Consider the following 22,088-nt stretch of genomic DNA (forward strand, 5'->3'; position numbering starts at 1 on the left):
TCAGGACGAGGCGAGGCGCTCGAGCGTCGTCTTCACCGCCTCCACATCATCGCAGACCGTCAGCATGTCGCGCAGCGAGGCATCGGCGAAGCCTTCGGCGATCACGTGATCGACGAGGTCCAGAAGCGGTGTCCAGAACCCCAGCCCGTTCAGGATCACGATGGGTTTGTCGTGCAGGCCGATCTGGCGCCATGTCAGGACCTCGAACACTTCGTCCAGCGATCCCGCGCCGCCGGGCAGCAGCAGGGTCACGTCGGAATTCATGAACATGACCTTTTTGCGCTCGTGCATCGTCTCGGTCACCAGCTGGCCGTGCGGCACGCGCCCGCCGCGTTCGCGCGGGACAAGGTGGCCGGGGATGACGCCCAGCGTCTCGCCGCCCGCCTCTTGCGCGGCGGCGCTGACCGCGCCCATGATCCCCATGTCGCCCGCGCCGTAGACCAGCCGCGCGCCAAATTCCGCCAGCATGCGCCCCGTTGCATCGGCCATCGCGGCATAGGCCGGCTGGGCGCCGGGCCGCGCGCCGCAGAACACGCATACCGAAAGTCGTGCCATATGGGTTCTCCCTTGCCGGTCGGGCCACGGGCGGGCAGGCGGTGGTGACGGGTCGCCACGCCCACGAGACCATTCAATGCCGAGCGCCATGATCGTTTGTGTCTTGATACGGCGGTTGCTATGTACGCTCAACTCTGTGCACGGGTTCTGGGGAAAAGGGCACACATGGCCGGACTTTTGTCATCCTTGGCGGGCAAACCTGCCGTCGTACTGACCGTCGCCGCGGGCGCGGTGGCCGGTGGGCTGGCCGTGACCGGTGTCTGGCCGTGGGGTGCCAAGACGCTGGGCCTGCAGGACCCGGCCCCGATCACGCAGGACGCCGATCCGCAGGTCGCCGCCCTGCAGCAGCCCGAGACGGGCACAAACACGCCCGAGGCCCAGTCGACCGGGGATGCCGCAAGCGCGCCCGAGGCCCAGTCGACCGGGGATGCCGCAAGCGCGCCCGAGGCCCAGCCGACCGGGGATTCTGCTAGCGTTCCCGAGGCAGGGCAGACCGACGACGCGGCGGCGCTTCCGCAGGCCGCGCCGGAGACGCCCGACACCGACATCGCCGACGTGCCCGCGCCGGAAAGCCTTGCCCCTTCCTTCGACGTGGTACGGGTGGAAAGCGACGGCAGCGCGCTGATCGCGGGGACCGCCGAACCGGGGTCGCGGGTGCGGCTGGTGCTGGATGGCGAAACGCTGGAAGAGGTGATCGCCGATCCCGCGGGCAAGTTCGCCGCCTTCCTCACCATCGCGCCGAATGGCAAGACGCGGCTTCTGACGCTCGACGCGATGCTGGGCGACAAGCTGACCCCGTCCGAAGACCAGGTGATCGTGGCTGCCGCACCGGCCGTTGTCGATCTGGCCGATGCTGCCGGAACGACCGGGGCGGCGGCGGATGCGGTCGAGACCGAGGCCGCGGACGACGTGGCTCAGGCCACCGACCCCGCAACCGGTGAGGCCGCTGACAGCGCAGGGCCCGAGGTGGTCGTGGCGGATGCCGCGCAGGCGGATGCGCCCGATGCGGATACGGTCGAGGCGGTCGGGTCGGACACGGGCGTGACGGGTGATGACGCTCCGCAGGTCCTCGCATCCGTCGAGACCGACACCGGGGCCACTGTCGGCGAAGCGACGCAAGTCACCGAAACCGCGCAAGCGGTCGATGCCCCGCAGGCCGTTCAAACCGCCGAAGGTGCCGTGCCTGTTGAAGGGTCGGCGCTTGCCGAGGTCGCCTCAGGTGACGCCCCGGATGCGCCCGAGGTAGCAGAGACCACGGGCGATGCGGCACCCGAGACGCAGGACGACAGCGTGCAGCTTGCCCTCGCCGATACCGGCGATGCGGAGCCTGAAACAGGCTCTCCCGCGTCAACGGACGTGGCAAATGCGGCGGCGGCCCCCACGGAAACGGAAGCGGCGGCAGCGGATGTGGCGGATGTCGCCGTGTCGGACGACACGGCAACCGCATCGACAGACGTTGCCGCGGCGACTGATGCCGGTGAGGCGCAGGGTGATACCGCTGATCCGGTCGCCGCGACGCAGGCGGCCAGTGCGGCGCAGGCTCCCGGCGGTGAAGCCACGGGGACCGGTAACGTGGTCGCCGCGTCCGACGCGGCCCCCACCGCCCAGACGGAGATCGTGGCCGATGCCGCCGATCCGGCGCTGCCGGACGTGGTTGCCGCCTTGCCCGACGTGCCGCAACCGGCGACACCGGTCTTTGACGCCACCCAGCCCGCCGCGCCGTCCGCGCCGCAGGCCGCGAGCGGTGCACCCAGCGCGCCGACGGTGTTCCTTGCCAGCCGCAGCGGTGTGAAGGTGCTGCAGGCGCCGCGCACGCCCGAGAGGGGGCCGGCAGTGCCGACGTCACTGGCGCTCGATTCGATCTCCTATTCCAACGAGGGCGACGTGGCGCTGGCCGGTCGCGGGGCCGAGGGCGGCTTCGTGCGCATCTACCTCGACAACGCGCCGGTTTCGACCTCGCGGATCACCGAGGATGGAAGCTGGGCCGTGGACCTGCCCGAGGTCGATACCGGGGTCTACACCCTGCGGGTCGACCGGCTGGATGACAGCGGCGACGTCACGGGGCGGGTCGAGACGCCGTTCAAGCGCGAAAGCGACGAGGTGCTGGCCGAGGCGGCAGAGCGCGTGGCGGAGGCCGATGTGCCCATCGCGGCGGTCACCGTGCAACCGGGCTCTACCCTCTGGGCGATTGCCGAGACGCGCTACGGCGCGGGCGTGGAATACGTGCGCGTGTTCGAGGCCAACCGCGACCAGATCCGCGACCCGGACCTCATCTATCCCGGCCAGGTCTTTACCATCCCGGAATGAGCCGCGCCGCACTGGTCATCCCCCGCGGCGCGGGCTAGGTGATGGCCCCATGAAGACGTGTCATTTCATCGAAACCGGGGTGCGCGGATGACGGCCGCCGCCGATCCGCAAACGCGCAGCGCGCGGGACGAACAGCGCTCGGGCCTGCGCACGATCCGCAAGGTCGCGCCGTATCTCTGGCCGGACGAGCCGCGCTGGGTCCGATACCGCGTGATCTGGGCCATGGTCGCGCTGATCGTGTCCAAGCTGGTCGCGGTGGGCACGCCGATCCTTTACAAGCTGGCAGTCGACGCGCTGGCGGGGGAGGCGAGTGCCGACACGTCTGTCATGGCGGGATGGCTGCTGGGCCTCGGCGCGGTGGGCATCACCGTCGCCTACGGCATGGCGCGGCTTCTGTCGAACGGGTTCCAGCAATTGCGCGACGCGATCTTCGCCGCCGTGGGCCAGCGGGCGCTGCGGATGCTCGCGCTGGAGACGTTCCAGCACATCCACCGCTTGTCCATGCGCTATCACATCACGCGCAAGACGGGGGGCCTCAGCCGGATCATCGAACGCGGCGTGAAGGGTGTGGAATTCCTGTTGCGGTTCCTGCTGTTCTCCATCGGGCCGCTGATCCTCGAACTCCTGCTGATCGCGGGCGTGCTCTTTGCGCTGTTCGACGTGTGGTACCTCGTGGTCGTGGCCGTCACCATCGGGCTGTACGTCTGGTTCACCTTCAAAGTGACCGAATGGCGCGTGAAGCTGCGGCGCGAGATGAACGACCAGGACACCGATGCCAACCAGAAGGCCATCGACAGCCTGCTGAATTTCGAGACGGTCAAGTATTTCGGCGCCGAGGCGCGGGAAGCCGCACGCTACGACGCGGCCATGGCGGGGTATGAACGCGCGGCTCTCAAGACGTCGTATTCGCTGGCCTTTCTCAACTTCGGGCAGGCCTTCCTGATCACTGGCGGGCTGGTGATCGTGATGGTCATGGCCGCGATCGGCGTGCAGAACGGCGTGTTGACTGTGGGCGATTACGTGATGGTCAACGCCTACATGATCCAGATCACCATGCCGCTCAATTTCCTTGGTACCGTGTATCGCGAGATCCGGCAGGCGCTGGTCGACATGGGCGAGATGTTCGACCTGCTGGAGCAACCGTCCGAGATTTCGGACCGCGAAGGCGCTCATGACCTGCAGGTGTCGGGGGGCGAAGTGCGGCTCGACAACGTGTCGTTCGGCTATGACGCCGCGCGGCCGATCCTGCGCGGTGTAGACATCACGGTGCCCGCGGGGCAGACGGTGGCGATCGTCGGGCCTTCGGGCTCGGGCAAGTCGACCATCGGGCGGCTCCTGTTCCGGTTCTACGACGTGGGCGGCGGCGCGCTGACCATCGACGGGCAGGACGTGCGGGACGTGACGCAGGAAAGCCTGCACCGCGCCATCGGCGTCGTGCCGCAGGACACGGTCCTGTTCAACGACACGATCCGCTACAACATCGCCTATGGCCGGGACGGCGCCACCGAGGCGGAAATCGTGGAGGCCGCGAAGGCGGCGCAGATCCACGATTTCATCACGGGCCTGCCGGACGGGTACGACACGGCGGTGGGTGAGCGCGGGTTGAAACTGTCGGGCGGGGAAAAGCAGCGGGTGGGCATCGCGCGCACGTTGCTGAAGAACCCGCCGATCCTGCTTCTGGACGAGGCGACATCGGCCCTAGACACCGAGACCGAGCATGACATCCAGGAGGCGCTGGCCCATGCCGGCGAGGGCCGGACCGTCATCACCATCGCGCACCGTTTGTCGACCATCGCCGATGCCGACCGCATCGTGGTGCTGCAGGAGGGGCAGGTGGTGGAAGAGGGCACCCATGCCGACCTCCTCGCCCGCGACGGCCGCTATGCGCAGCTGTGGCAGATGCAGGAACGCGAAGAGGCCGCCTGACGGGTCACCCACGCCGGGTTGCGCGGCCTCGCTTTGACATTCAGGATAATAAACTGTTTATATTGGCAGTATTCGGCGTGCGAATTTTTGGCGCGCGCCTGTCACTCAAGTTTTTAGATCAAGGATATTCGAGATGCCCATTTTCAATGGAGGCCCCGGCGCCGACAGCCTTCCCGGCACTGCAGGCAACGACACGATCAACGGACGCGCGGGAGACGATACGCTGGACGGGCTGGCAGGCCTCGACCGGGTGCGCGGCAATGACGACGACGACACGATCTATGGCGGCGACGATGCCGACAGCGTGTTCGGCAACGCCGGCGACGACCTCGTTTATGGCGACCGGACGTTCGTCATGGACGTCCTGGCACAGGTGAACGCGGCCCGCGCGGGGGCCGGGAACGATATCCTCTTTTCGGGCACCGCGTCCGGCACCACGGGCGGTGGCGCTGCCGACACGCTGATCGGCGGCTTCGGCAACGACACGATCATCGTCGACAACCCCTATACCGGCGCGTCGCCGAACAGCCCCGGCATCTATGCCAACGTGATGTCCATCGTGCATGGTGATCACGCGATTTCGGACCTGAACGCGGTGGACCTGACCTTGCAATCGCCCGCCAACCAGGCGGCGCTGCAGGCCGCGCTGTTCGTCGCGGGGCATGACAGCATCGTCGGGTCGGACGGGTATCGCGATATCGTCTATGCCGGTCCCGGCAACGACACCGTGCGCGGGCAGGGCGGGTCCGACTATATCTATCTCGACACGTTCGACCCGAACGACCCGACCAACAGCCTGACCACCAACCTGTTCGGCTTCAACTTCAACGCGGGCAACGATGTGGCGTTCGGTGGGGACCACAGCGACGGAATATGGGGCTTTGCCGGGAACGACACGATCTACGGCGAGGCAGGCACAGACTACCTCAACGGCGGGAAGGGCGACGATTTCCTGCATGGCGGCGACGCGAACGACACGATCGACGGCGAGGATGGTGGCGACACCATTATTGGTGGGTCGGGCAATGACAGCATCGCGTCCGGGTTCGGCGACGATTCCATCGTCAGTGGGGACGGCAGTGACAGCGTGAATTTCGGCTGGGGGTCGGACACGGTGCGCACGGGAGTGGGGAACGACACGATCTCGAATGCGGTGCCGGCGGGGACCACGGGGCCAAATGGCGGCGACCTGATCGATGCCGGACCGGGCGATGACGAGGTGCGCTTCGGCGGACTGGGGACCCACACCGTGCTGGCCGGGTCGGGCAACGACTGGCTGATCGGCGGGATCGAATTCGGGTCGATCGACGGTGGCGGCGGCAACGACATCATCTGGAACCTGGGGGGCACCGCCGTCACCATCACCGGGGGCAACGGCAACGACACGATCACCAGCGGCGCCGCCGCGACGATGGTCGATGGTGGCAAGGGCAGTGACACCATCGTTACAGGTGGTGGGGTCGACAGCATTCTCGGCGGCAACGGGTTCGACACGATCCGCAGTCAGGACGGCAACGATACCATCGATGGCGGCGACCACGCAGACCTGATCGAAGCCGGCAACGGCAACGACCTTGTGCTGGGCGGTCTTGGCAACGACACGATCGATGCCGGCGCTGGCCGGGATACGGCACAGGGCGGCGACGGGCATGACAGCATCGCCGGGCGCGACGGCAATGACCGCCTGTCGGGCGAGGCGGATAACGACACGCTGTTGGGCGAGGCCGGAACGGACATCCTGTTGGGCGGCGATGGCCGTGACAGCCTGTCAGGCGGCGTAGATGCCGACAGCCTTTACGGACAGGACCAGCAAGATACGCTTGACGGGGGCGGCGGGGCCGACTTTCTCGCTGGCGGACGCGGCCATGACAGCATCATGGGCGGCACGGAAAACGACACGCTGGTAGGCGGGTCGGGCGATGACACGTTGCTGGGCGAGGATCAGAACGACCGGCTAGAGGGCGGCGGCGGCAACGATCATCTCGACGGTGGCGATGGCGACGACTTCTTCACCGGCGGCAACGGGGCCGACACGCTGGATGGCGGGATGGGCAACGACACGCTTTACGGCGATGACGGGTCGAACCTGCTGACCGGTGGCGACGGCGATGACGAGCTTCTGGCCAAGGACGCGCCCTCCGGCACCTCGACGCTTGAAGGCGGCGCGGGCGAGGACCAGCTTGCCGTCGTGAACGCGCAGGCCTCCCTGTCGGGCGGGGCGGACAGCGACCGGCTGATCGCCGCCGAAAGTGTCGGTGTATCCTCGATGACCGGAGGCGCCGCTGCGGACGCGTTCGAATTCATGGATGCGGCGAACGGCACCGTCACCGTCACTGACTGGACCTTTGCCGACAACGACCAGGTCGGGTTCAGCCTGCCGGGCATCACGTCGCAGGCCGATTTCCAGTCCGCAGGGTTCGTGGGCAATGACTACGTGATCGAGGTCACCGCGACGCTCACCGTGATCTTCGAGGATTTCGCGCTGAGCGGTCAGGCCGTGGCGGACCTGAACGGCAGCATGTATTTCTTCTGACGCCGTGGCGCCGCGCGGTGGTTAGTTATTCCGCCGCGCGGATCGGGCCGGGGAAGACGAACTCGGTCTGGTCCTCGACATCCGCGGGCTCGTCCTCGGTATCGTCCGATGTACCGGCCTCGGCGGGTTCGTCCTCCCACAGGATCTCCGGTGCCTTGGTGCGGCGGGCCTGCCGGCGCAGCGCCCAGTCGCGGGCCGCGGCGCTGCCGCGCGGCATGGACAGGCGCGCCAGCAGACGCGCGAAGGCCAGCACGTAGGCCGTGAACCAGACGCGCAGCGCCAGCATCGAGGGCGTGAAGACCAGTGTCAGGACGGTTGCGGTACCAAGGCCGAAGACCACGGCGGTGGCCAGCTGTTTCCACCAGAGCGCGGTCGGCGAGTCGATCGAGAAGCCGCCCGCGAAGAAATCGAGCGACAGGCCGAACATCATCGGCGTGAGGCCGGCCATGGTGGTGATCGTGGTCAGCAGGACGGGCCGGATGCGGGCCTCGGCGGTGCGGGTGATCGCCTCGATCCGGGGCATGTATTGCCGGAACTCCTGGTAGGTGTCGATCAGGACGATGTTGTTGTTCACCACGATCCCGGCCAGCGCCACGATCCCTGTGCCGGTCATGATGATCGAGAAGGGCTGTTGCATCACCAGCATCCCCCACAGCACGCCCGTGGTCGACAGAACCACGGCCAGAAGCACCAGCGTGGCGTTGTAGAACGAGTTGAACTGCGCCAGGAGGATGATGAACATCAGCCCCAGCGCGGCGGAGAAGGCCGAGGACAGGAAGGCCTGGCTTTCGGCCTGGTCTTCCTGATCGCCCGTCCATTCCCAGTCGAGCCCGGCGGGCAGGGGCGAGGTGTCCAGCCACTTGGTCAGCTCGGCGATCCGTTCGTTGGCGTTGATCGGCGCGGCGCGCAGGTCGCCATCGTCGGCCATCTGCGCCAGAACCGCGCCCGAGGTCCCATCGGCCAGCGAGACGAGGTCATAGGACTTGTCCTCGATCGTGATGGCGCCGGTGCCGTCCTCTTTCAGCCGGCCGGTGCCAAGGCTTTGGGCGGCATCGCCGTCCCCGGTCCTGAAGGTGACGAGGTTCGGGGCAACGTCCGCCTTGACGTCGAAATAGCGTTTCTGGTCGACGCGGCTGATCTGCGCGAGCTTGGCCACCGGTTTGCGGGTGATGAAGTTCGACAGCGGGACCAGCCCGTCCGAGGTGCGCACGCGCAGGGTGTCGAGCGTGGACAGGACGCGGTCCTGTTCCGGCAGGCGCACGCGGATCTCGATTTCCTCGTCCGAGGTGTCGACGCGCATCGTGTCGAGCAGGATGCCGCGCGTCACCAGTTGCACCATCGCGCCGACAGTGGCGACGTCGGCGCCGTAGCGGCCCGCCTTTTCCACGTCCACGTCGATCTGCCAGTCGATGCCCGGCAGGGGCAGGGTGTCCTCGATCAGGGTCAGGCCCTCGGTCGCCTCGAATTTCTCGCGGGCGGTTGCGGTGGCGGCCAGCAGGTCTTCCCAATCATCTCCCTTGATCCGCAGGTGCACGGGCTTGCCCGAGGCCGGGCCGCGCGACAGCGACAGGATTTCGGTCTGCACGCCGGGCAGGGTGGCGAGTCGTTCCTCGATCTCGGCCACGACGACGTCACCGTCGAGGTCGGGACGGTTGGCGCGTTCCTCCCACGGGATGGTTTCAAGCTGGATCTGGCCGATCGTGTCGCCCGGAGCTTCCGAGCCGCCGGTATTGGCGTTCAGCCCGCCCTGTCCGGCGAAGGCGAAGGCGTTGTCGATGCCGGGATGGGACAGCACGATGGCCTCGGCCCGTTCCAGAAGCGCGTCCTTCTCGTCGAGCGAGAGGTTGCCGCGCGCCTTGACGTAGACGATGGCCTGTTCGGTTTCGGATTCCACGAAGAACTCGACCCCGAGGTTGTCGCGCCCGTACCACGAGAAGACGTACATCACGACGGCGATCACCGCGACGATGGACACGATGGGCATGATCGGGTTGCCGACGATGAAGTTGATGAAATGGCCGAAAGGCGTGCGGCGGTAGCCCGCGCGCACGCGTTTCTCGCGGCGTTCGATCCGGGCCGCGCCCATGGCGATGGACAACAGGACCGCACCGCCGAGGAACATCACGGTGGCGGCGATGGTCGGCCCGGTGCCGCCGCTGCCGAACAGCCATTCGGGCGCCAGCACCGTGCGGGCGCCGACATAGGTGATCACGATGGCGACGACGACCAGCGCGGCGCGGGCCGCCCACCACGGCAAGACCCGCTTCACGAAGTCCGACGCACCGTCGAGCGCGCGGGAAAAGCGGCCCGACACGCCGCCCATGACCGGCAGGTAGATCAGCGCCACGATCAGCGAGGCCGACAGGACGAAGATCAGCGTCACGGGCAGCATGCCCATGAACTCGCCCGGAACGCCGGGCCAGAACAGCATCGGCAGGAAGGCGCAGAGCGTCGTCGCGGTCGACGACACGATGGGCCAGAACATGCGCTTGGCGGCCTCGACATAGGCCGACATGGGGCCGGTGCCTTCCTGGATGCGGCGGTCGGCGTATTCCACGACGACGATCGCGCCGTCGACCAGCATCCCCACGGCAAGGATCAGGCCGAACATCACGATGTTCGACACGCTGATGCCCATGACCGCCAGCAGGACGAAGCACAGAAGGAAAGAGGTGGGAATGGCGAAGCCGACCAGCAGGGCGGGGCGGGTGCCGAGCGCGGCCAGAACCACGATCATCACCAGCGCGATGGCGGTCAGGACCGAGCCTTCAAGCTGGCTGACCATCGACGCGACGGTGCGCGACTGGTCGTTCGACGTGCCCAGCGTGACGGCGGCCTGCAATTCCGGCGGCCACGAGGCGCGTTCGCGTTCGACCACATCCTTCACGGCGGCGGTGGTATCGATGAGGTTGTAGCCCTTGCGCTTGACCACCTGCAGCGCCACCGACCTCTCGCCGTTGAACCTTGCGGTACCTGTCCGGTCCTCGAAGGTCAGCTGGATGCGGGCAAGGTCGCCCAGCGTGACAACGCGGTCGCCGTTGGTCTTGACCGGCAGGTCATAGACGTCCTGCGCATCGTCGAACGACGACGGGATCTTGACCGAGAAGGTGCCGTTGCGGGTTTCGACCTCACCCGCCGCGATCAGCTGGTTGTTGTTCTGAACGACGTTGATCAGCTCGCCCGCCGTGACGTTGTAGGATTCAAGCCGCAGGGGATCGATCAGCACTTCGAGCATCTCGTCGCGGTTGCCCGTCAGCCCCGCTTCGAGCACGGCATCCATGCCCTCGATCTCGTCCTGCAGGTCCTTGGCGATCCGGTTCATCGTGCGTTCGGGCACGTCGCCCGTCAGGTTCACGATGATGATCGGGAATTCCGAGAAGTTGAATTCGTTGATCGAGTATTGCTCGGCCCCGTCGGGGAAGTCGGCCTCGGCGTTGTTCATGGCGTCGCGCACGTCGGCCATGACCTTGGTCTTGTCCCAACCGAACTCGAATTCCAGCACCATCCCGGCATAGCCTTCGGACGCCGTGCCCTGCATGACCTTCAGTCCGTCGAGGTCCGACAACTCGGTCTCCATCGGTTTGATCAGCAGCGTTTCGCTGTCCGAGGCCGAGATGCCGGGGAAAGGGACCGAGATGAAAAGGGCCGGGATCTCGATATCCGGCTCGCCCTCTTTCGGCAGCGAGACATAGGCGAAACCGCCCGCCAGCAGCGAGAGCACGATAAACGCGATCACCATCCGCGCGCGGGACGCGGCCCAGTCGACGATGCCGGTCATTGCAGCACCTCCTCGAAACTCGGCTCGACGGGAACGCCGTCGGTCACGTATTCCTGCCCCACGAGGATGACGTTGGCGGTGTCGGGCAGACCGGTCAACCAGACACCGTCGGCGGTGTCGCGCAACAGTTCGACGCTGATGAATTTCGCGGCACTTGCCTCGTCCACGACCCGCACGCCCAGCACCCCGTCATCGTTCAGCGTCAGCGCCGATTGCGGCAAGAGGTGCGCGGGCTGGCCGTCCGCCTCGATCAGGATCTCGGCGGTCTGGCCGTCACGGATGCCAAGCGACGGGTTCGGCACGGCGACCTCAACGCGGAAGGTGCGCGTCGTGGCATCGGCAGAGCGCGACAGGAAGTCGACGGTGCCGGACACGGCGGTTCCGTCCGCAAGGCGCGCGGCAGCGCGGGCGCCGACGGCCACGCGTGACAGTTCGGTTTCGGGCACGAAGCCCACCAGCTTGATCGGGTCAAGCTGCAGGATCGTGGCGCAGAGCCCACCCGGTTGCAGCAGCGCGCCCAGTTCGGCGGTGTCGCTTTCCAGAAGCCCGTCGAAGGGCGCGTGGATGTCGAGCCGCTCGATTTCCTTGCGCGCGGTGGCGACGCCCGCCTCCGCCGACTGGATGCCGGATTTCGCGTTCTGGATGCCCGCGCGGGCGCTTTCGATCCCGGCCTCGGCCCCTTCAAGCTGCGATTCTGCCGACACGACGGCGGCCTTCGCGCCTTCGACGCCCGAGGTGGCGGACTGGACGGCGGCGCGCGCGCCCTCGATGGCGCTGAGCGCGGATTCGACGCCCGCCTGCGCGTTCTCGACCTGGCTCTTGGCGGTCTGCACGCCGGCGGCGGCGTTCTGCACCTGGCTTTTCGCGGATTGCTCGATCGCCTTCGCCCCCTCGATCGAGGAGCGGGCGGATTGCACGCCGGCCTTGGCGCTTTCGACCTGCCCCTTGGCCGATTGCACGCCTGCGCGGGCGCTTTCGATCTGGCCCTTGGCCGATTGCACGGCGGCCTTGGCGCTTTCGACCTGTCCAAGCGCGGATTGTACGCCCGCCTTGGCGCTTTCGACCTGGCCCTTGGCGCTTTGCACCTGCGTCTTGGCGTTCTCGACCGCGCCGCGCGCCGATTGCACCTGCGTCTTCACGCTTTCGACCTGGCCCTTGGCGGATTGCACGCCCGCCTTGGCCCCGGCGACCTGGCCCATCGCCGATTGCACGCCCGCCTTGGCCGCGGCGACCTGGCTCAGCGCGGTCTCGACCGCGGCGCGGGCGTTTTCAAGCTGGCTGCGGGCGGTTTCCACCCCGGCAAGGGCGCCCGCGACGGCGGACTTGGCCGACTCGACGCCCGCGATGGCCGATTTCAGTTGCGATTGCGCGGCCTGAGCCTGCGCCTGCGCCGAAGAGGCCGCGGCGCGGGCATTGGCCAGCCGGGTCTGCGAGGCGAACCCGTCCTGCGACAGCCGTTCGGCGGCGTTGAGGTTGATTTTCGCCTCCTCGATCCGGGCCTCTGCCTCGTCGACGCGGGCTTCCGCCTCGGGGATGCGCGCTTCGGCTTCGGCAAGGCGAGCGCGGGCGGCGGGGACGTTGGCTTCGGCCTCACGCAGGCGTGCCTCGGCAGCGGGGACGGCGGCGCGGGCTTCTCTCAGGCGCGCCTCGGCGGCGGGAACGGCCGCGCGGGCCTCTTCCAGACGGGCTTCCGCCGTGGGGATCGCGGCGAGCGCTTCTTCCAGCCGTGCCTCTGCGGTGGGGATCGCGGCCAGCGCTTCGGCCAACCGTGCCTCGGCGGTGGGGATCGAGGTCATCGCCTCGGCCAGCAGCGCCTCTGACGTCGGGATCGCGGCGCGGGCCTCGGCAAGACGCGCCTCGGATGTGGGGATACCGGCCTGTGCTTCGGCCAGTCGCGCCTCGGCGGCGGGGATGTTGGCGAGCGCTTCGCTCAGGCGCGCTTCGGCGGTGGGGATGGCGGCCTGCGCTTCGGCGAGCCGCGCCTCGGAGGCGGAAATGCCCGCGGCGGCTTCGGCAAGGCGGGCCTGTGCCTCGGGCACGCGCGCTTCGGCCTCGACCAGTCGCGCCTCTGCCTCGGGCACGCGGGCCCGTGCCTCCTTCAGCCGCGCTTCGGCGGCGGGGACGCTGGCGCGGGCTTCGGCCAGTTGCGCCTCGGCGGCGGGAACGGCGGCCTGCGCCTCGGCGATGCGGGCGCGGGCGGCGGGCAGGGCGGCTTCGGCCTCGCTCAGCCGCGCGGCGGCTTCGGGAACCCGCGATTCCGCTTCGGCCAGCCGTGCCAGCGCCTCGTCGAGTGAGACACCGCGCGTGCCGGGATCGATCCGGCACAGCAGGTCGCCGGCCTTGACCTCGGCCCCCTTGCGCAGGGGATCGGACACGATGGTCCCGGTGGTTTCCGCCCGGACATCCACCTGCCGCACGGCGGCGGTCTCTCCGCGCAGAACGACGGCACTGTCGACCTCGGCGGCGGTCGAGGCGCGGGCGATCACGCGAACGGCGGGGCGGTCACGCGCGGCGCTGGCGTCGGCGATGGCGACGGGTTCGACCTCGTCCTTCTCGTTCGACCGGGCCGGGCCGTCCAGCACTTCGGCCACGTCCACCTCGTCCCCGCGCGCGAAGGCGAGCAGCGTGTCGCGTTCGAGGATCAGCATGTAGAGCACACCAAGTACCAGTGCGGCGGTCAGAATCGGGATCAGTCGCATTAAGCAAAGCCTTGTCGGACGCCGCGGAGGAGCACGGCAGATGCGGGTCCAGTTAGGGGAGCGAACGCGGGTTGCAATGGCGCGGGCGCAAATTCTGAACCAATCGGTTCACTTTTGCCACAGTCAGGTGGCCGGTGCAAGGGCGTCAGGCGTCCTGTCGACAGGACTTGGCAGCACCGCGCAGGCCGAGTAAACCCCGCCCAACTGGGATAAGGACGCGACCCGTGAGCGAAAGCGACAGTTTCATCGAGGAAGTCACCGAGGAAGTCCGCCGCGACCGCCTTTTCCAATTGTTCCGCCGCTATGGATGGATCGGCGCCGTGGTCGTCGTGGCCATCGTCGGTGGCGCGGCATGGAACGAGTGGCAGAAGGCGCAGACGGAGGCCCGCGCGCAGGCGCTGGGCGACGCGATCCTTGGCGCGCTGGAGGCCAACGAACCGGCAGACCGCGTGGCCGCGTTGCGCACGGTCACGCCGGAAACGTCCGGCGGTGCGGCGATGCTGTCGCTCCTGATCGCGGCGGAGGAGGCCGAGGCGGGCAACGGGGCGCAGGCAGCGGACCGTCTGCAGACGGTTGCGACCGACACCGAGGTGCCGGAAATCTACCGCCAGATCGCCGCCTTCAAGGCGCTGCTGGCGCAGGGCACCGAGACGCCCGCGGCAGAGCGTCGGCAGGGATTCGGCGCACTGGCCATTCCGGGCAACACCTTGCGGTTGCTTGCCGAAGAGCAGATCGCGCTGATCGACCTCGAAGAGGGCGACACGCAGGCCGCGATCGACCGCCTGGTGCGCATCGCGTCGGATGCCGAGGCGACGCCGGGCTTGCGTCAGCGGGCAACACAGTTGATTGTGGCCCTTGGAGGCGAGCCGCCGCGCATTGCGGCGGAGGCCGGGTAAGGCCGCTCACCGCGCATCAAGCCGCGGGAGCAGCGAGCAGCAGGAGGATCACGGGTGACCGGACGCCAATCACGACCCTGGATCGCGGGCCTTTGCGGGCTGGCCCTTCTGGCCGCCTGCGCCGAACCCGAAGTCATTCTTCCCGGCAAGCGGGAAGCCCTGCGCGAAGGTGCCGACGAAACCGGCGCGTTCCGCCTTGTCGAGGCGTCCGAGAATACCGCGCGGGCCATCTCGCTGCCGCCGCAGCAGGCGAACGCGTCCTGGGCGCAGCGACCGGGATCGGATGCGACGCGGGTCGGGCACGCGGCGCTGGGCTCCGGGTTGCAGCCGCTGTGGCAGGCCGCCATCGGCGCGGGCGACAAGAAGCGCCAGCGTATCATTGCCGATCCCGTCGTGGCCGACGGGCGGGTCTTCACCATGGACAGCAGTTCGGTTGTCGTCGCCACCTCGACCGCCGGTGCGCGGCTGTGGGAGCGCGACCTGACGCCCGAGCGCGACCGGTCGGGCGAGGCGGCGGGCGGGCAGTTCGCCTATGCCGGCGGTGTTCTTTACGTGGCCTCGGCCTACGGCACGCTGACCGCGCTTGATCCCGCGACGGGAGAGGAAATCTGGGTTCAGAAGCTGGGTGCGACCGGCACGGGCGCGCCGATCGTGTCGAACGGGCTTGTCTACCTTGTCGCCGGAGACGCGACCGCCTGGGCGATCGAGGCCGACAGCGGCCGCATCCGCTGGCAGATCGACGGCGTGCAGGACGGCAACAACGTGCAGGGCGCCCCGGCGCCCGCGATCACCGACACGCTGGTGATCTTCGCCTATGGATCGGGCGAGGTGCAGGCCGCGTTCCGCGAAGGCGGGCTGCGGCTCTGGAATTCGGCCATCGTGGGGCAGCGCCGCGGGATCGCGGCGGCAACGGTGAACGACGTGACGGGCGACCCGGTCGTGTCGGGATCGCGGATGTTCGTCGGCACCCATGCCGGGCGGCTTGTCGCGATGGACGTCAACTCGGGCAGCCGGGTGTGGACGCAGCAGATGGGCGCGCTTGCGCCGGTCTGGCCGGCGGGTGACAGCATCTTCGTGGTGAATGACCTCAATCAGCTTGTCCGCGTCGATGCAGAGGACGGATCGGTGGTGTGGACGACGAACCTGCCGGGCTTCAAGCCGCGCCGTAACCCGCGCCGCCGGGCCGAGATCTTTGCCCATCACGGTCCGATCCTTGCGGGGGGGCTGATCTATGTCTCGACCGGCGACGGATCGGTGCGCGCCTATGACCCGGTATCGGGCGACGAGGTGCAGCGCCTTGCGGTGCCGGGCGGTGCCTCTACCGCGCCGGTCGTTGCGGGCGGTACGCTCTACGTCGTGTCGGGGCAGGGGACGTTGCACGCTTTCCGTTGACGCGGGAAGGGTGTATGGCGCGGGTCTGACCCCGTGAAACCCGTAACCAGACCAGACCATGACCTTCACCCTCGCCCTTGTCGGGCGGCCCAACGTGGGCAAATCGACGCTGTTCAACCGCCTTGTGGGCAAACGCCTTGCGCTGGTCGACGACCAGCCGGGCGTGACGCGTGACCTGCGCGAAGGCGCGGCGCGGCTGGGCGACCTCGAATTCACCGTGATCGACACGGCGGGGCTGGAAGAAGCGACCGATGACAGCCTGCAGGGTCGGATGCGGCGGCTGACCGAACGCGCGGTGGGCATGGCCGATGCCTGCCTCTTCATGCTCGATGCGCGGGTGGGCGTGACGCCCAGCGACCAGGTCTTTGCCGACATCCTGCGCCGCAGCGGCACGACGGTGATCGTGGCTGCTAACAAGTCCGAAAGCAACGCATCCGAGGCCGGCGTTATCGAGGCCTACGGGCTGGGTCTTGGCGACCCCGTCGCGCTGTCGGGCGAGCATGGCGAGGGCATGGGCGACCTGCACGCCCGCCTTGCGCCGCTGATCGAGGCCAAGGCCGAGGCGGATGATGACAGCCTGCCGCAGACCGATCTGGATATCGAGGCGGAGGCAGACAACAAGCCGATGCAGGTGGCCGTCGTCGGCCGCCCGAACGCCGGAAAGTCGACGCTGATCAACCGCATTCTTGGCGAGGACCGCCTGCTGACGGGGCCCGAGGCCGGGATCACCCGCGACGCGATCTCTCTCACCGTCGACTGGGACGGAACGCCGATGCGCCTGTTCGACACGGCAGGCATGCGCAAGAAGGCCAAGGTGCAGGAAAAGCTGGAAAAGCTGTCGGTGTCCGATGGCCTGCGCGCGGTCAAGTTCGCCGAGGTGGTGGTGGTCTTGCTGGATGCCGCGATCCCGTTCGAACAGCAGGACCTGCGCATCGCCGACCTCGCCGAGCGCGAGGGCCGCGCGGTCGTCGTCGCCGTCAACAAGTGGGACATCGAGGAAGACCGGCAGGGCAAGCTAAAGGCGCTGAAGGACGCGTTCGATCGCTTGCTGCCACAACTCAAGGGCGCGCCGCTTGTGACTGTGTCGGCCAAGACGGGCCGGGGGCTCGACCGGCTGCATGCCGCGATCCTCAAGGCGCACGAGGTCTGGAACCGCCGCGTGCCGACGGCGGCGCTGAACCGCTGGCTCGAAGGGATGGTGGCCGCCCACCCGCCGCCCGCGCCGCAGGGCAAACGGATCAAGCTGCGCTATGCCACGCAGGCCAAGACGCGGCCGCCGGGCTTTGTGGTGATGTGTTCGCATCCCGACAAGATGCCCGAAAGCTACCGGCGTTACCTCGTGAACGGGTTGCGCGCCGATTTCGACATGCCGGGCACGCCGATCCGGCTGACCCTGCGCGGGCAGTCGGACAAGAACCCCTACAAGGGCCGCAAGAAACCCGGCCCCTCGAAGCTGCGCAAGCACCTGCAAGGTCCGAAACCGTAAGCGGCCTGCCGCGAAAAGCGGCAGTTCGCGGTGCGGGAGCGGTGCAGCTTCTCCACATCCCGCCATGTCCTGCGCCGAAATGCCTTGATGCATGACGGATTGACCTGTCTTATGCCTGCGCGACAGCGACTGCGGCCCGCGGATTTGGCCGCCGACTTTTTGAAACGTGATCGACAGGAACTGAATATGAACATCCGGCAACATACGCGGGCCTACGTGGCCAAGGATGATGCGCGCGCGTGGAGTGAGCTTGCGACGACGTTGGTGCTGTATGTCGCGTGCCTTGTCGGTGCCATTCTCGCGGCGCCGAACTGGTGGCTGGTCGTGCCGCTGACGGTGCTGATGGGGCTGTTCGGGGTGCGGGTCTACATGCTGCAGCACGATTGCATGCACGGTTCGCTTTTCTCGGACCGGAAGCTCAACGATTTCTGGGGCAACGCGCTGTCTGTCGTCGCGCTGTCGCCCTATGCCGCGACCCGCCACAACCACAACCTGCACCACGCGCATGTCGGTGACCTCGATCACCGGGAGGCGTTCGAGATCGATATCATGACGGTGGAGGAGTTCCGCGCGGCCTCACCCGCGCGGAGGGCGTGGTACCGGCTTTACCGCTCTCCCTTCACGCTGCTCGTGGTCGGGCCGTTCATCCTGTACCTGGTCGTGCGCCGCTTCCCGCGGAACGGCATCGTCACGGGCGTCGGCAACGTGATCCTGCACGATGCGCTGGTGCTGGGATATTTCGTCGTGGTCTGGGCCGCGGCGGGGTGGACGGGCGTCGCGATCCTGCTTGGCTCGATCTACGTGGGCGCGACCTTCGGCGCGATCATTCCCTATGTCGTGCACAATTTCGAAGAGGTCTACTGGAACCGCCGCCCGGCCTATACCTACGAGGACGGGGCGTTGCGGGGATCGTCGGTGTTGCGGTTCGGGCGGCTGTTCGACTGGCTGACGCTGAACATCGCCTATCACGACTTGCATCACCTGAACGCCAACGTGCCGTGCTACAACCTCAAGCGCTGTTACGAGGATGCCGGCGAGGGCCTGCACAGCCGCGAGATCGGCTGGCGCGAGGCGATGTCGTGTTATGGCTGGAAGCTGTACGACGAGGAAAAGCGCCGTATGGTGAGCTTTGCCGCTGCCGCCTGATCCTGCGCGGTCACTCGGTGTCGAGGGTGCGCAGGGACAGAAGCGAAAGGATGCCGATGACGGCAAGGCCCGCCACGGCGATGTTGAGCGGGCTGACATTGGCCACGACCACGCCCACCAGCGCCCAGATCACCGCCAGCCCGTATTCGGGCGCGCGGTGCAGCCGGTACTGCACGGTCACCGCGATGGCGAGCGCGATGGCAAGCGCCACCAGCGCCGACAGGACGGGCCCGAGGATCCCGTAACCGCCCAGCATCAACCCGATGGAGACCGAGGACGCCGCCGTCAGCCAGCCGGCATAGACGGCGACCGGCGCCTGTTGCCACCAGCGGTCGGTATCGCCCACGCGGAAGAGTGCCACGAGGGCCGTGGCGAGCATGAGCCAGATCAGCACAGTCGCGCCAAGGACCGAGGATTTGGCGACCATGAGCCACGGCGCACCCAGCACGAGGCTCAGAACCAGCGGAGGACGCATCGCGGCCCAGTCCGCATCGCGCCACCGGTTCAGTCCGACAAAGGCACCCGCCACCAGCCACACATAGATCAGGCCCCAGATCGCGAAGGCATAGCCCGCCGGTTGCACCGGCGCGTCGGTTTGCGGCACCGGGAACTGGTCGGGCCGGAACCCGCCGAAATCGGGCGTGGCAAAGGGTGCCAGTGCGAAGACGATCGCGGCGACCAGGTGGGCGATGGACCAGACAAGCGGCATGGTGCGGCTCCGTTTAAACATTTAACATAGGACGCACAGCACGGGCTGCGGTTCCGTTCGGCTTGAGATAGGCTGTGTGCAAACCGGGGGGAAGAGACAGATGAAGCGGATCGCGCTCTTTTGTGACGGAACATGGAACCGGTCGGACGCGCACAACCCCACCAGCGTGGTCCGGCTGGCGCAGGCGGTGATGCCGACCGACCCCAGCGGCGTCAAGCAGCAGGTCTTCTACATGCCCGGTGTCGGATCGGGGCGGGGCGGTACCAAGTTCGCCCGTGCGCTTGACCGGGCCGGGGGCGGTGCTTTCGGCTGGGGCCTAACCGAGAACATCCATGACGCCTATCGCAACCTCGTCTTCTGTTACGAACCCGGCGACGAGATCTATATCTTCGGCTTCTCGCGCGGGGCCTACACCGCGCGGTCGCTGACCGGGCTGATCCGGTCGACCGGGCTGCCCGACCGGTCGCAGATCGCCGCGATCCCGGTGGCGATCGACCGCTACCGCGACCGCGATCCGAAAACCCATCCCGATACCGAGGCCTCGATGCAGTTCCGCGCGATCCTGTCGCCCGACATGGCGACCTCGCGCGAAGAGGTCGCGTGGCGCGACAAGCAGGGCTACGGGCAGGCGGGATTGCTGCGGATCAACTATCTTGGCGTCTGGGACACGGTGGGCGCGATGGGGATGCCCGGCATGCTGGGCGCCGTCGCCCGAGCGGTGAACAAGAAATACACCTTCCACGACCAGAAGCTGACCTCTCTCGTCGCCGCTGCGCGTCATGCCGTGGCGCTGGACGAGCAGCGCAAGCTCTTCCCGCCGACGCTGTGGGACAGCAAGATCGAGCGCATGAACGGCGAGGCGAAGGGAGACGACAGGCCCTACCAGCAGCTGTGGTTTCCGGGCAATCACGGCATCGTCGGCGGGTCCGGCCCGGTTCCGGGGTTGTCGGCAGAGGTGACGATGTGGATGGCGGCGGGCGCGAGCCGCGCGGGCCTGATCTTTGATCCCAAGCGGATGGAGCGGGTGCTGGAACGCGCCGACCCGCTCGCCCGCAACGCGCCCCTTGCCCAGCACGCGGGCATGGCGAACCTTGCGGGCATGCTGCTTGGTCCACGCTCGGGGCCAGAGACGGTCGATGACGTGTCGATGACGGCGCGCATCCGGGCGCGCGAACTGGGCTATGCGCCCGCGAGCCTTGACCGCGTGATCGACCAGTTGCGCCAAACAGGAGGCGGGTGACCCGGCCGGGTGCCGGGTCCGCGCTCGGTTGATGGTTTGGGGATGCGCGTGGCCGGTCAGGCCAGCACGCCGTCCGCCCCGATCCGGGTCTTGCCGCCAAGGTAGGGGTGCAGCACCTCCGGCAGGTCGACGGAGCCGTCCTCCTGCTGGCCGTTTTCCAGTACTGCGATCAGGCAGCGCCCCACGGCAAGGCCCGACCCGTTCAGCGTGTGCACGAATTCCGGCTTGCCGCCGCCCGCCGGTTTGAACCGCGCGTTCATGCGCCGCGCCTGGAAATCCCCGGTGGTGGAGACGGACGAAATCTCGCGGTAGGCATCCTGCCCCGGCAGCCATGCCTCGATGTCGTAGGTGCGGCGCGCACCGAACCCCATGTCGCCGGTGCAGAGGACCACCGTGCGGTAAGGCACGCCAAGTGCCTCCAGCAGCGCCTCGGCACAGCGCAGCATGCGCTTCTGCTCCTGCTCCGACGCGTCGGGATGGGTGATCGACACCATCTCGACCTTTTCGAACTGGTGCTGGCGCAGCATGCCCGCCGTGTCGCGGCCCGCGCTTCCGGCCTCGGACCGGAAGCAGAGCGTGTGCGAGGTCAGCCGGATCGGCAGTTGCGCCTCGTCCAGCACGTCGCCCGCGACGGAATAGGTGAGCGTAACCTCGGACGTGGGGATCAGCCACCAGCCATTGGTCGTCTGGTAGCTGTCCTCGCCGAACTTGGGCAGCTTGTCGGTGCCGTACATGGCCGCGTCGCGGACCAGCACGGGGCTTTGCACCTCGGTCAGGCCGTTTTCCGACGTGTGCGTGTCGAGCATCCATTGCGCGAGTGCGCGGTGCACGCGGGCCACGGCCCCTTTGAGCATCACGAAGCGCGCGCCGGAGGTCTTCGCGGCGGTTTCAAAATCCATGTTCGGGGCGACGCCCGCGATCTCGTAATGCTCTTTCGGCGTGAAGGCGAAGTTGCGCGGGCTGCCCCAGCGGTTGACCTCGGCATTGTCGGCCTCGTCGGTGCCGTCCGGCACGTCGTCGGCGGGCAGGTTGGCGATGCGGGCGAGCATGTCGGTCAGGCGGGCATCCTCTGCCTTGGCCCTTTCCTGCAACTCGGCCACCTCGGCCTTCTTGGCGGCAACCAGCGCGCGCAGGCGTTCGAACTCCGCCTCGTCGCCACGGCCCTTGGCGGCGCCGACTTCCTTCGATGCCTTGTTCTGATCGGCCTGCGCGGTCTCTGCCGCGTGGATCAGGGCGCGGCGGGCTTCGTCCACGGCCAGAAGCTCTGACGACATGGGCGCATCTCCACGGCGGGCCAGCGCCGCGTCGAAGGCGGCGGGGTTGTCGCGGATGGCGCGGATGTCGTGCATGGGTCTTCTCCGGTTGGCACTCGTGTGTTTCGTGGCGCGGGTCTACGCGAGGGGGGCAGGGCCGTCCAGTGA

The 22,088-nt window shown here is 67.9% G+C and carries 13 protein-coding genes; 8 read left to right on the forward strand and 5 right to left on the reverse strand.

Features of this window, described 5'->3' with window-relative positions; all coding sequences use genetic code 11:
- On the reverse strand, positions 1 to 555 hold the full coding sequence (locus tag ATO11_RS01655) for an LOG family protein (RefSeq protein WP_050529079.1): 555 nt from the start codon (positions 553 to 555) through the stop codon (positions 1 to 3).
- Between the two features lie 165 nt (positions 556 to 720).
- Here ATO11_RS01655 and ATO11_RS21105 point away from each other — a divergent pair, with 165 nt between their 5' ends.
- The 3 genes from ATO11_RS21105 to ATO11_RS01670 all read left to right on the forward strand — a co-directional run bounded on the left by ATO11_RS21105 (position 721) and on the right by ATO11_RS01670 (position 7,321).
- A complete protein-coding gene (locus ATO11_RS21105; protein ID WP_242601327.1) occupies positions 721 to 2,862 on the forward strand; it encodes a LysM peptidoglycan-binding domain-containing protein in 2,142 nt (713 codons plus the stop codon).
- 87 nt (positions 2,863 to 2,949) lie between these two features.
- A complete protein-coding gene (locus ATO11_RS01665; RefSeq protein ID WP_050529081.1) occupies positions 2,950 to 4,788 on the forward strand; it encodes an ABCB family ABC transporter ATP-binding protein/permease in 1,839 nt (612 codons plus the stop codon).
- A 133-nt stretch (positions 4,789 to 4,921) separates the two neighbouring features.
- The gene (locus ATO11_RS01670) at positions 4,922 to 7,321 is read left to right on the forward strand and encodes a calcium-binding protein (RefSeq protein WP_050529082.1); all 2,400 of its coding nucleotides are present in this window, start codon (positions 4,922 to 4,924) and stop codon (positions 7,319 to 7,321) included.
- A gap of 25 nt (positions 7,322 to 7,346) precedes the next feature.
- Here the strand turns inward: ATO11_RS01670 and ATO11_RS01675 are convergent, their stop codons facing one another.
- Entirely contained in the window at positions 7,347 to 11,099 is a 3,753-nt protein-coding gene (locus ATO11_RS01675) for an efflux RND transporter permease subunit (RefSeq protein WP_050529083.1), read from the reverse strand.
- Positions 11,096 to 13,798 carry an efflux RND transporter periplasmic adaptor subunit gene (locus ATO11_RS22470; RefSeq protein ID WP_050529084.1) on the reverse strand — a complete coding sequence of 901 codons (2,703 nt, stop codon included), beginning with the start codon at positions 13,796 to 13,798 and terminating at the stop codon, positions 11,096 to 11,098. Before ATO11_RS22470 ends, ATO11_RS01675 begins: the two co-directional genes overlap by 4 nt.
- Positions 13,799 to 14,022: 224 nt before the next feature.
- On the opposite strand from ATO11_RS22470, the gene ATO11_RS01685 reads away from it, so the two are divergent.
- From ATO11_RS01685 to ATO11_RS01700, 4 genes are all read left to right on the forward strand, one after another.
- Positions 14,023 to 14,694 carry a tetratricopeptide repeat protein gene (locus ATO11_RS01685; protein ID WP_050529085.1) on the forward strand — a complete coding sequence of 224 codons (672 nt, stop codon included), beginning with the start codon at positions 14,023 to 14,025 and terminating at the stop codon, positions 14,692 to 14,694.
- 54 nt (positions 14,695 to 14,748) lie between these two features.
- On the forward strand, positions 14,749 to 16,086 hold the full coding sequence (locus ATO11_RS01690; RefSeq protein ID WP_242601328.1) for a PQQ-like beta-propeller repeat protein: 1,338 nt from the start codon (positions 14,749 to 14,751) through the stop codon (positions 16,084 to 16,086).
- 58 nt (positions 16,087 to 16,144) lie between these two features.
- Positions 16,145 to 17,572, forward strand: coding sequence for a ribosome biogenesis GTPase Der (gene der, locus ATO11_RS01695; protein ID WP_050529086.1), 1,428 nt, complete (start codon positions 16,145 to 16,147; stop codon positions 17,570 to 17,572).
- Between the two features lie 186 nt (positions 17,573 to 17,758).
- A complete protein-coding gene (locus tag ATO11_RS01700) occupies positions 17,759 to 18,718 on the forward strand; it encodes a fatty acid desaturase (RefSeq protein ID WP_165586913.1) in 960 nt (319 codons plus the stop codon).
- Between the two features lie 10 nt (positions 18,719 to 18,728).
- On the opposite strand, the gene ATO11_RS01705 is transcribed toward ATO11_RS01700, so the two are convergent.
- On the reverse strand, positions 18,729 to 19,427 hold the full coding sequence (locus tag ATO11_RS01705) for a hypothetical protein (protein WP_050529087.1): 699 nt from the start codon (positions 19,425 to 19,427) through the stop codon (positions 18,729 to 18,731).
- Between the two features lie 100 nt (positions 19,428 to 19,527).
- Between ATO11_RS01705 and ATO11_RS01710 the strand changes: the two genes are divergently transcribed.
- Complete coding sequence (locus ATO11_RS01710) at positions 19,528 to 20,667, forward strand: DUF2235 domain-containing protein (protein ID WP_050529088.1); 1,140 nt, start codon at positions 19,528 to 19,530, stop codon at positions 20,665 to 20,667.
- 56 nt (positions 20,668 to 20,723) lie between these two features.
- On the opposite strand, the gene serS is transcribed toward ATO11_RS01710, so the two are convergent.
- Positions 20,724 to 22,016, reverse strand: a complete 1,293-nt coding sequence (serS, locus tag ATO11_RS01715) for a serine--tRNA ligase (protein WP_050529089.1) — start codon at positions 22,014 to 22,016, stop codon at positions 20,724 to 20,726.
- Positions 22,017 to 22,088 lie beyond the last annotated feature (72 nt).

Origin of the sequence: Pseudaestuariivita atlantica, from assembly GCF_001205715.1 — a bacterium.
GTDB classification, from domain to species: Bacteria; Pseudomonadota; Alphaproteobacteria; order Rhodobacterales; family Rhodobacteraceae; genus Pseudaestuariivita; species Pseudaestuariivita atlantica.

What these genes read in the sequence shown, in the direction of transcription:
- serS (WP_050529089.1), bottom strand. Translation starts at nt 22,016, where the DNA reads ATGCACGACATCCGCGCCATCCGCGACAACCCCGCCGCCTTCGACGCG.
- ATO11_RS01675 (WP_050529083.1), bottom strand. Translation starts at nt 11,099, where the DNA reads ATGACCGGCATCGTCGACTGGGCCGCGTCCCGCGCGCGGATGGTGATC.
- ATO11_RS01705 (WP_050529087.1), bottom strand. Translation starts at nt 19,427, where the DNA reads ATGCCGCTTGTCTGGTCCATCGCCCACCTGGTCGCCGCGATCGTCTTC.
- ATO11_RS01655 (WP_050529079.1), bottom strand. Translation starts at nt 555, where the DNA reads ATGGCACGACTTTCGGTATGCGTGTTCTGCGGCGCGCGGCCCGGCGCC.
- der (WP_050529086.1), top strand. Translation starts at nt 16,145, where the DNA reads ATGACCTTCACCCTCGCCCTTGTCGGGCGGCCCAACGTGGGCAAATCG.
- ATO11_RS22470 (WP_050529084.1), bottom strand. Translation starts at nt 13,798, where the DNA reads ATGCGACTGATCCCGATTCTGACCGCCGCACTGGTACTTGGTGTGCTC.
- ATO11_RS01665 (WP_050529081.1), top strand. Translation starts at nt 2,950, where the DNA reads ATGACGGCCGCCGCCGATCCGCAAACGCGCAGCGCGCGGGACGAACAG.
- ATO11_RS01670 (WP_050529082.1), top strand. Translation starts at nt 4,922, where the DNA reads ATGCCCATTTTCAATGGAGGCCCCGGCGCCGACAGCCTTCCCGGCACT.
- ATO11_RS01700 (WP_165586913.1), top strand. Translation starts at nt 17,759, where the DNA reads ATGAACATCCGGCAACATACGCGGGCCTACGTGGCCAAGGATGATGCG.
- ATO11_RS21105 (WP_242601327.1), top strand. Translation starts at nt 721, where the DNA reads ATGGCCGGACTTTTGTCATCCTTGGCGGGCAAACCTGCCGTCGTACTG.
- ATO11_RS01710 (WP_050529088.1), top strand. Translation starts at nt 19,528, where the DNA reads ATGAAGCGGATCGCGCTCTTTTGTGACGGAACATGGAACCGGTCGGAC.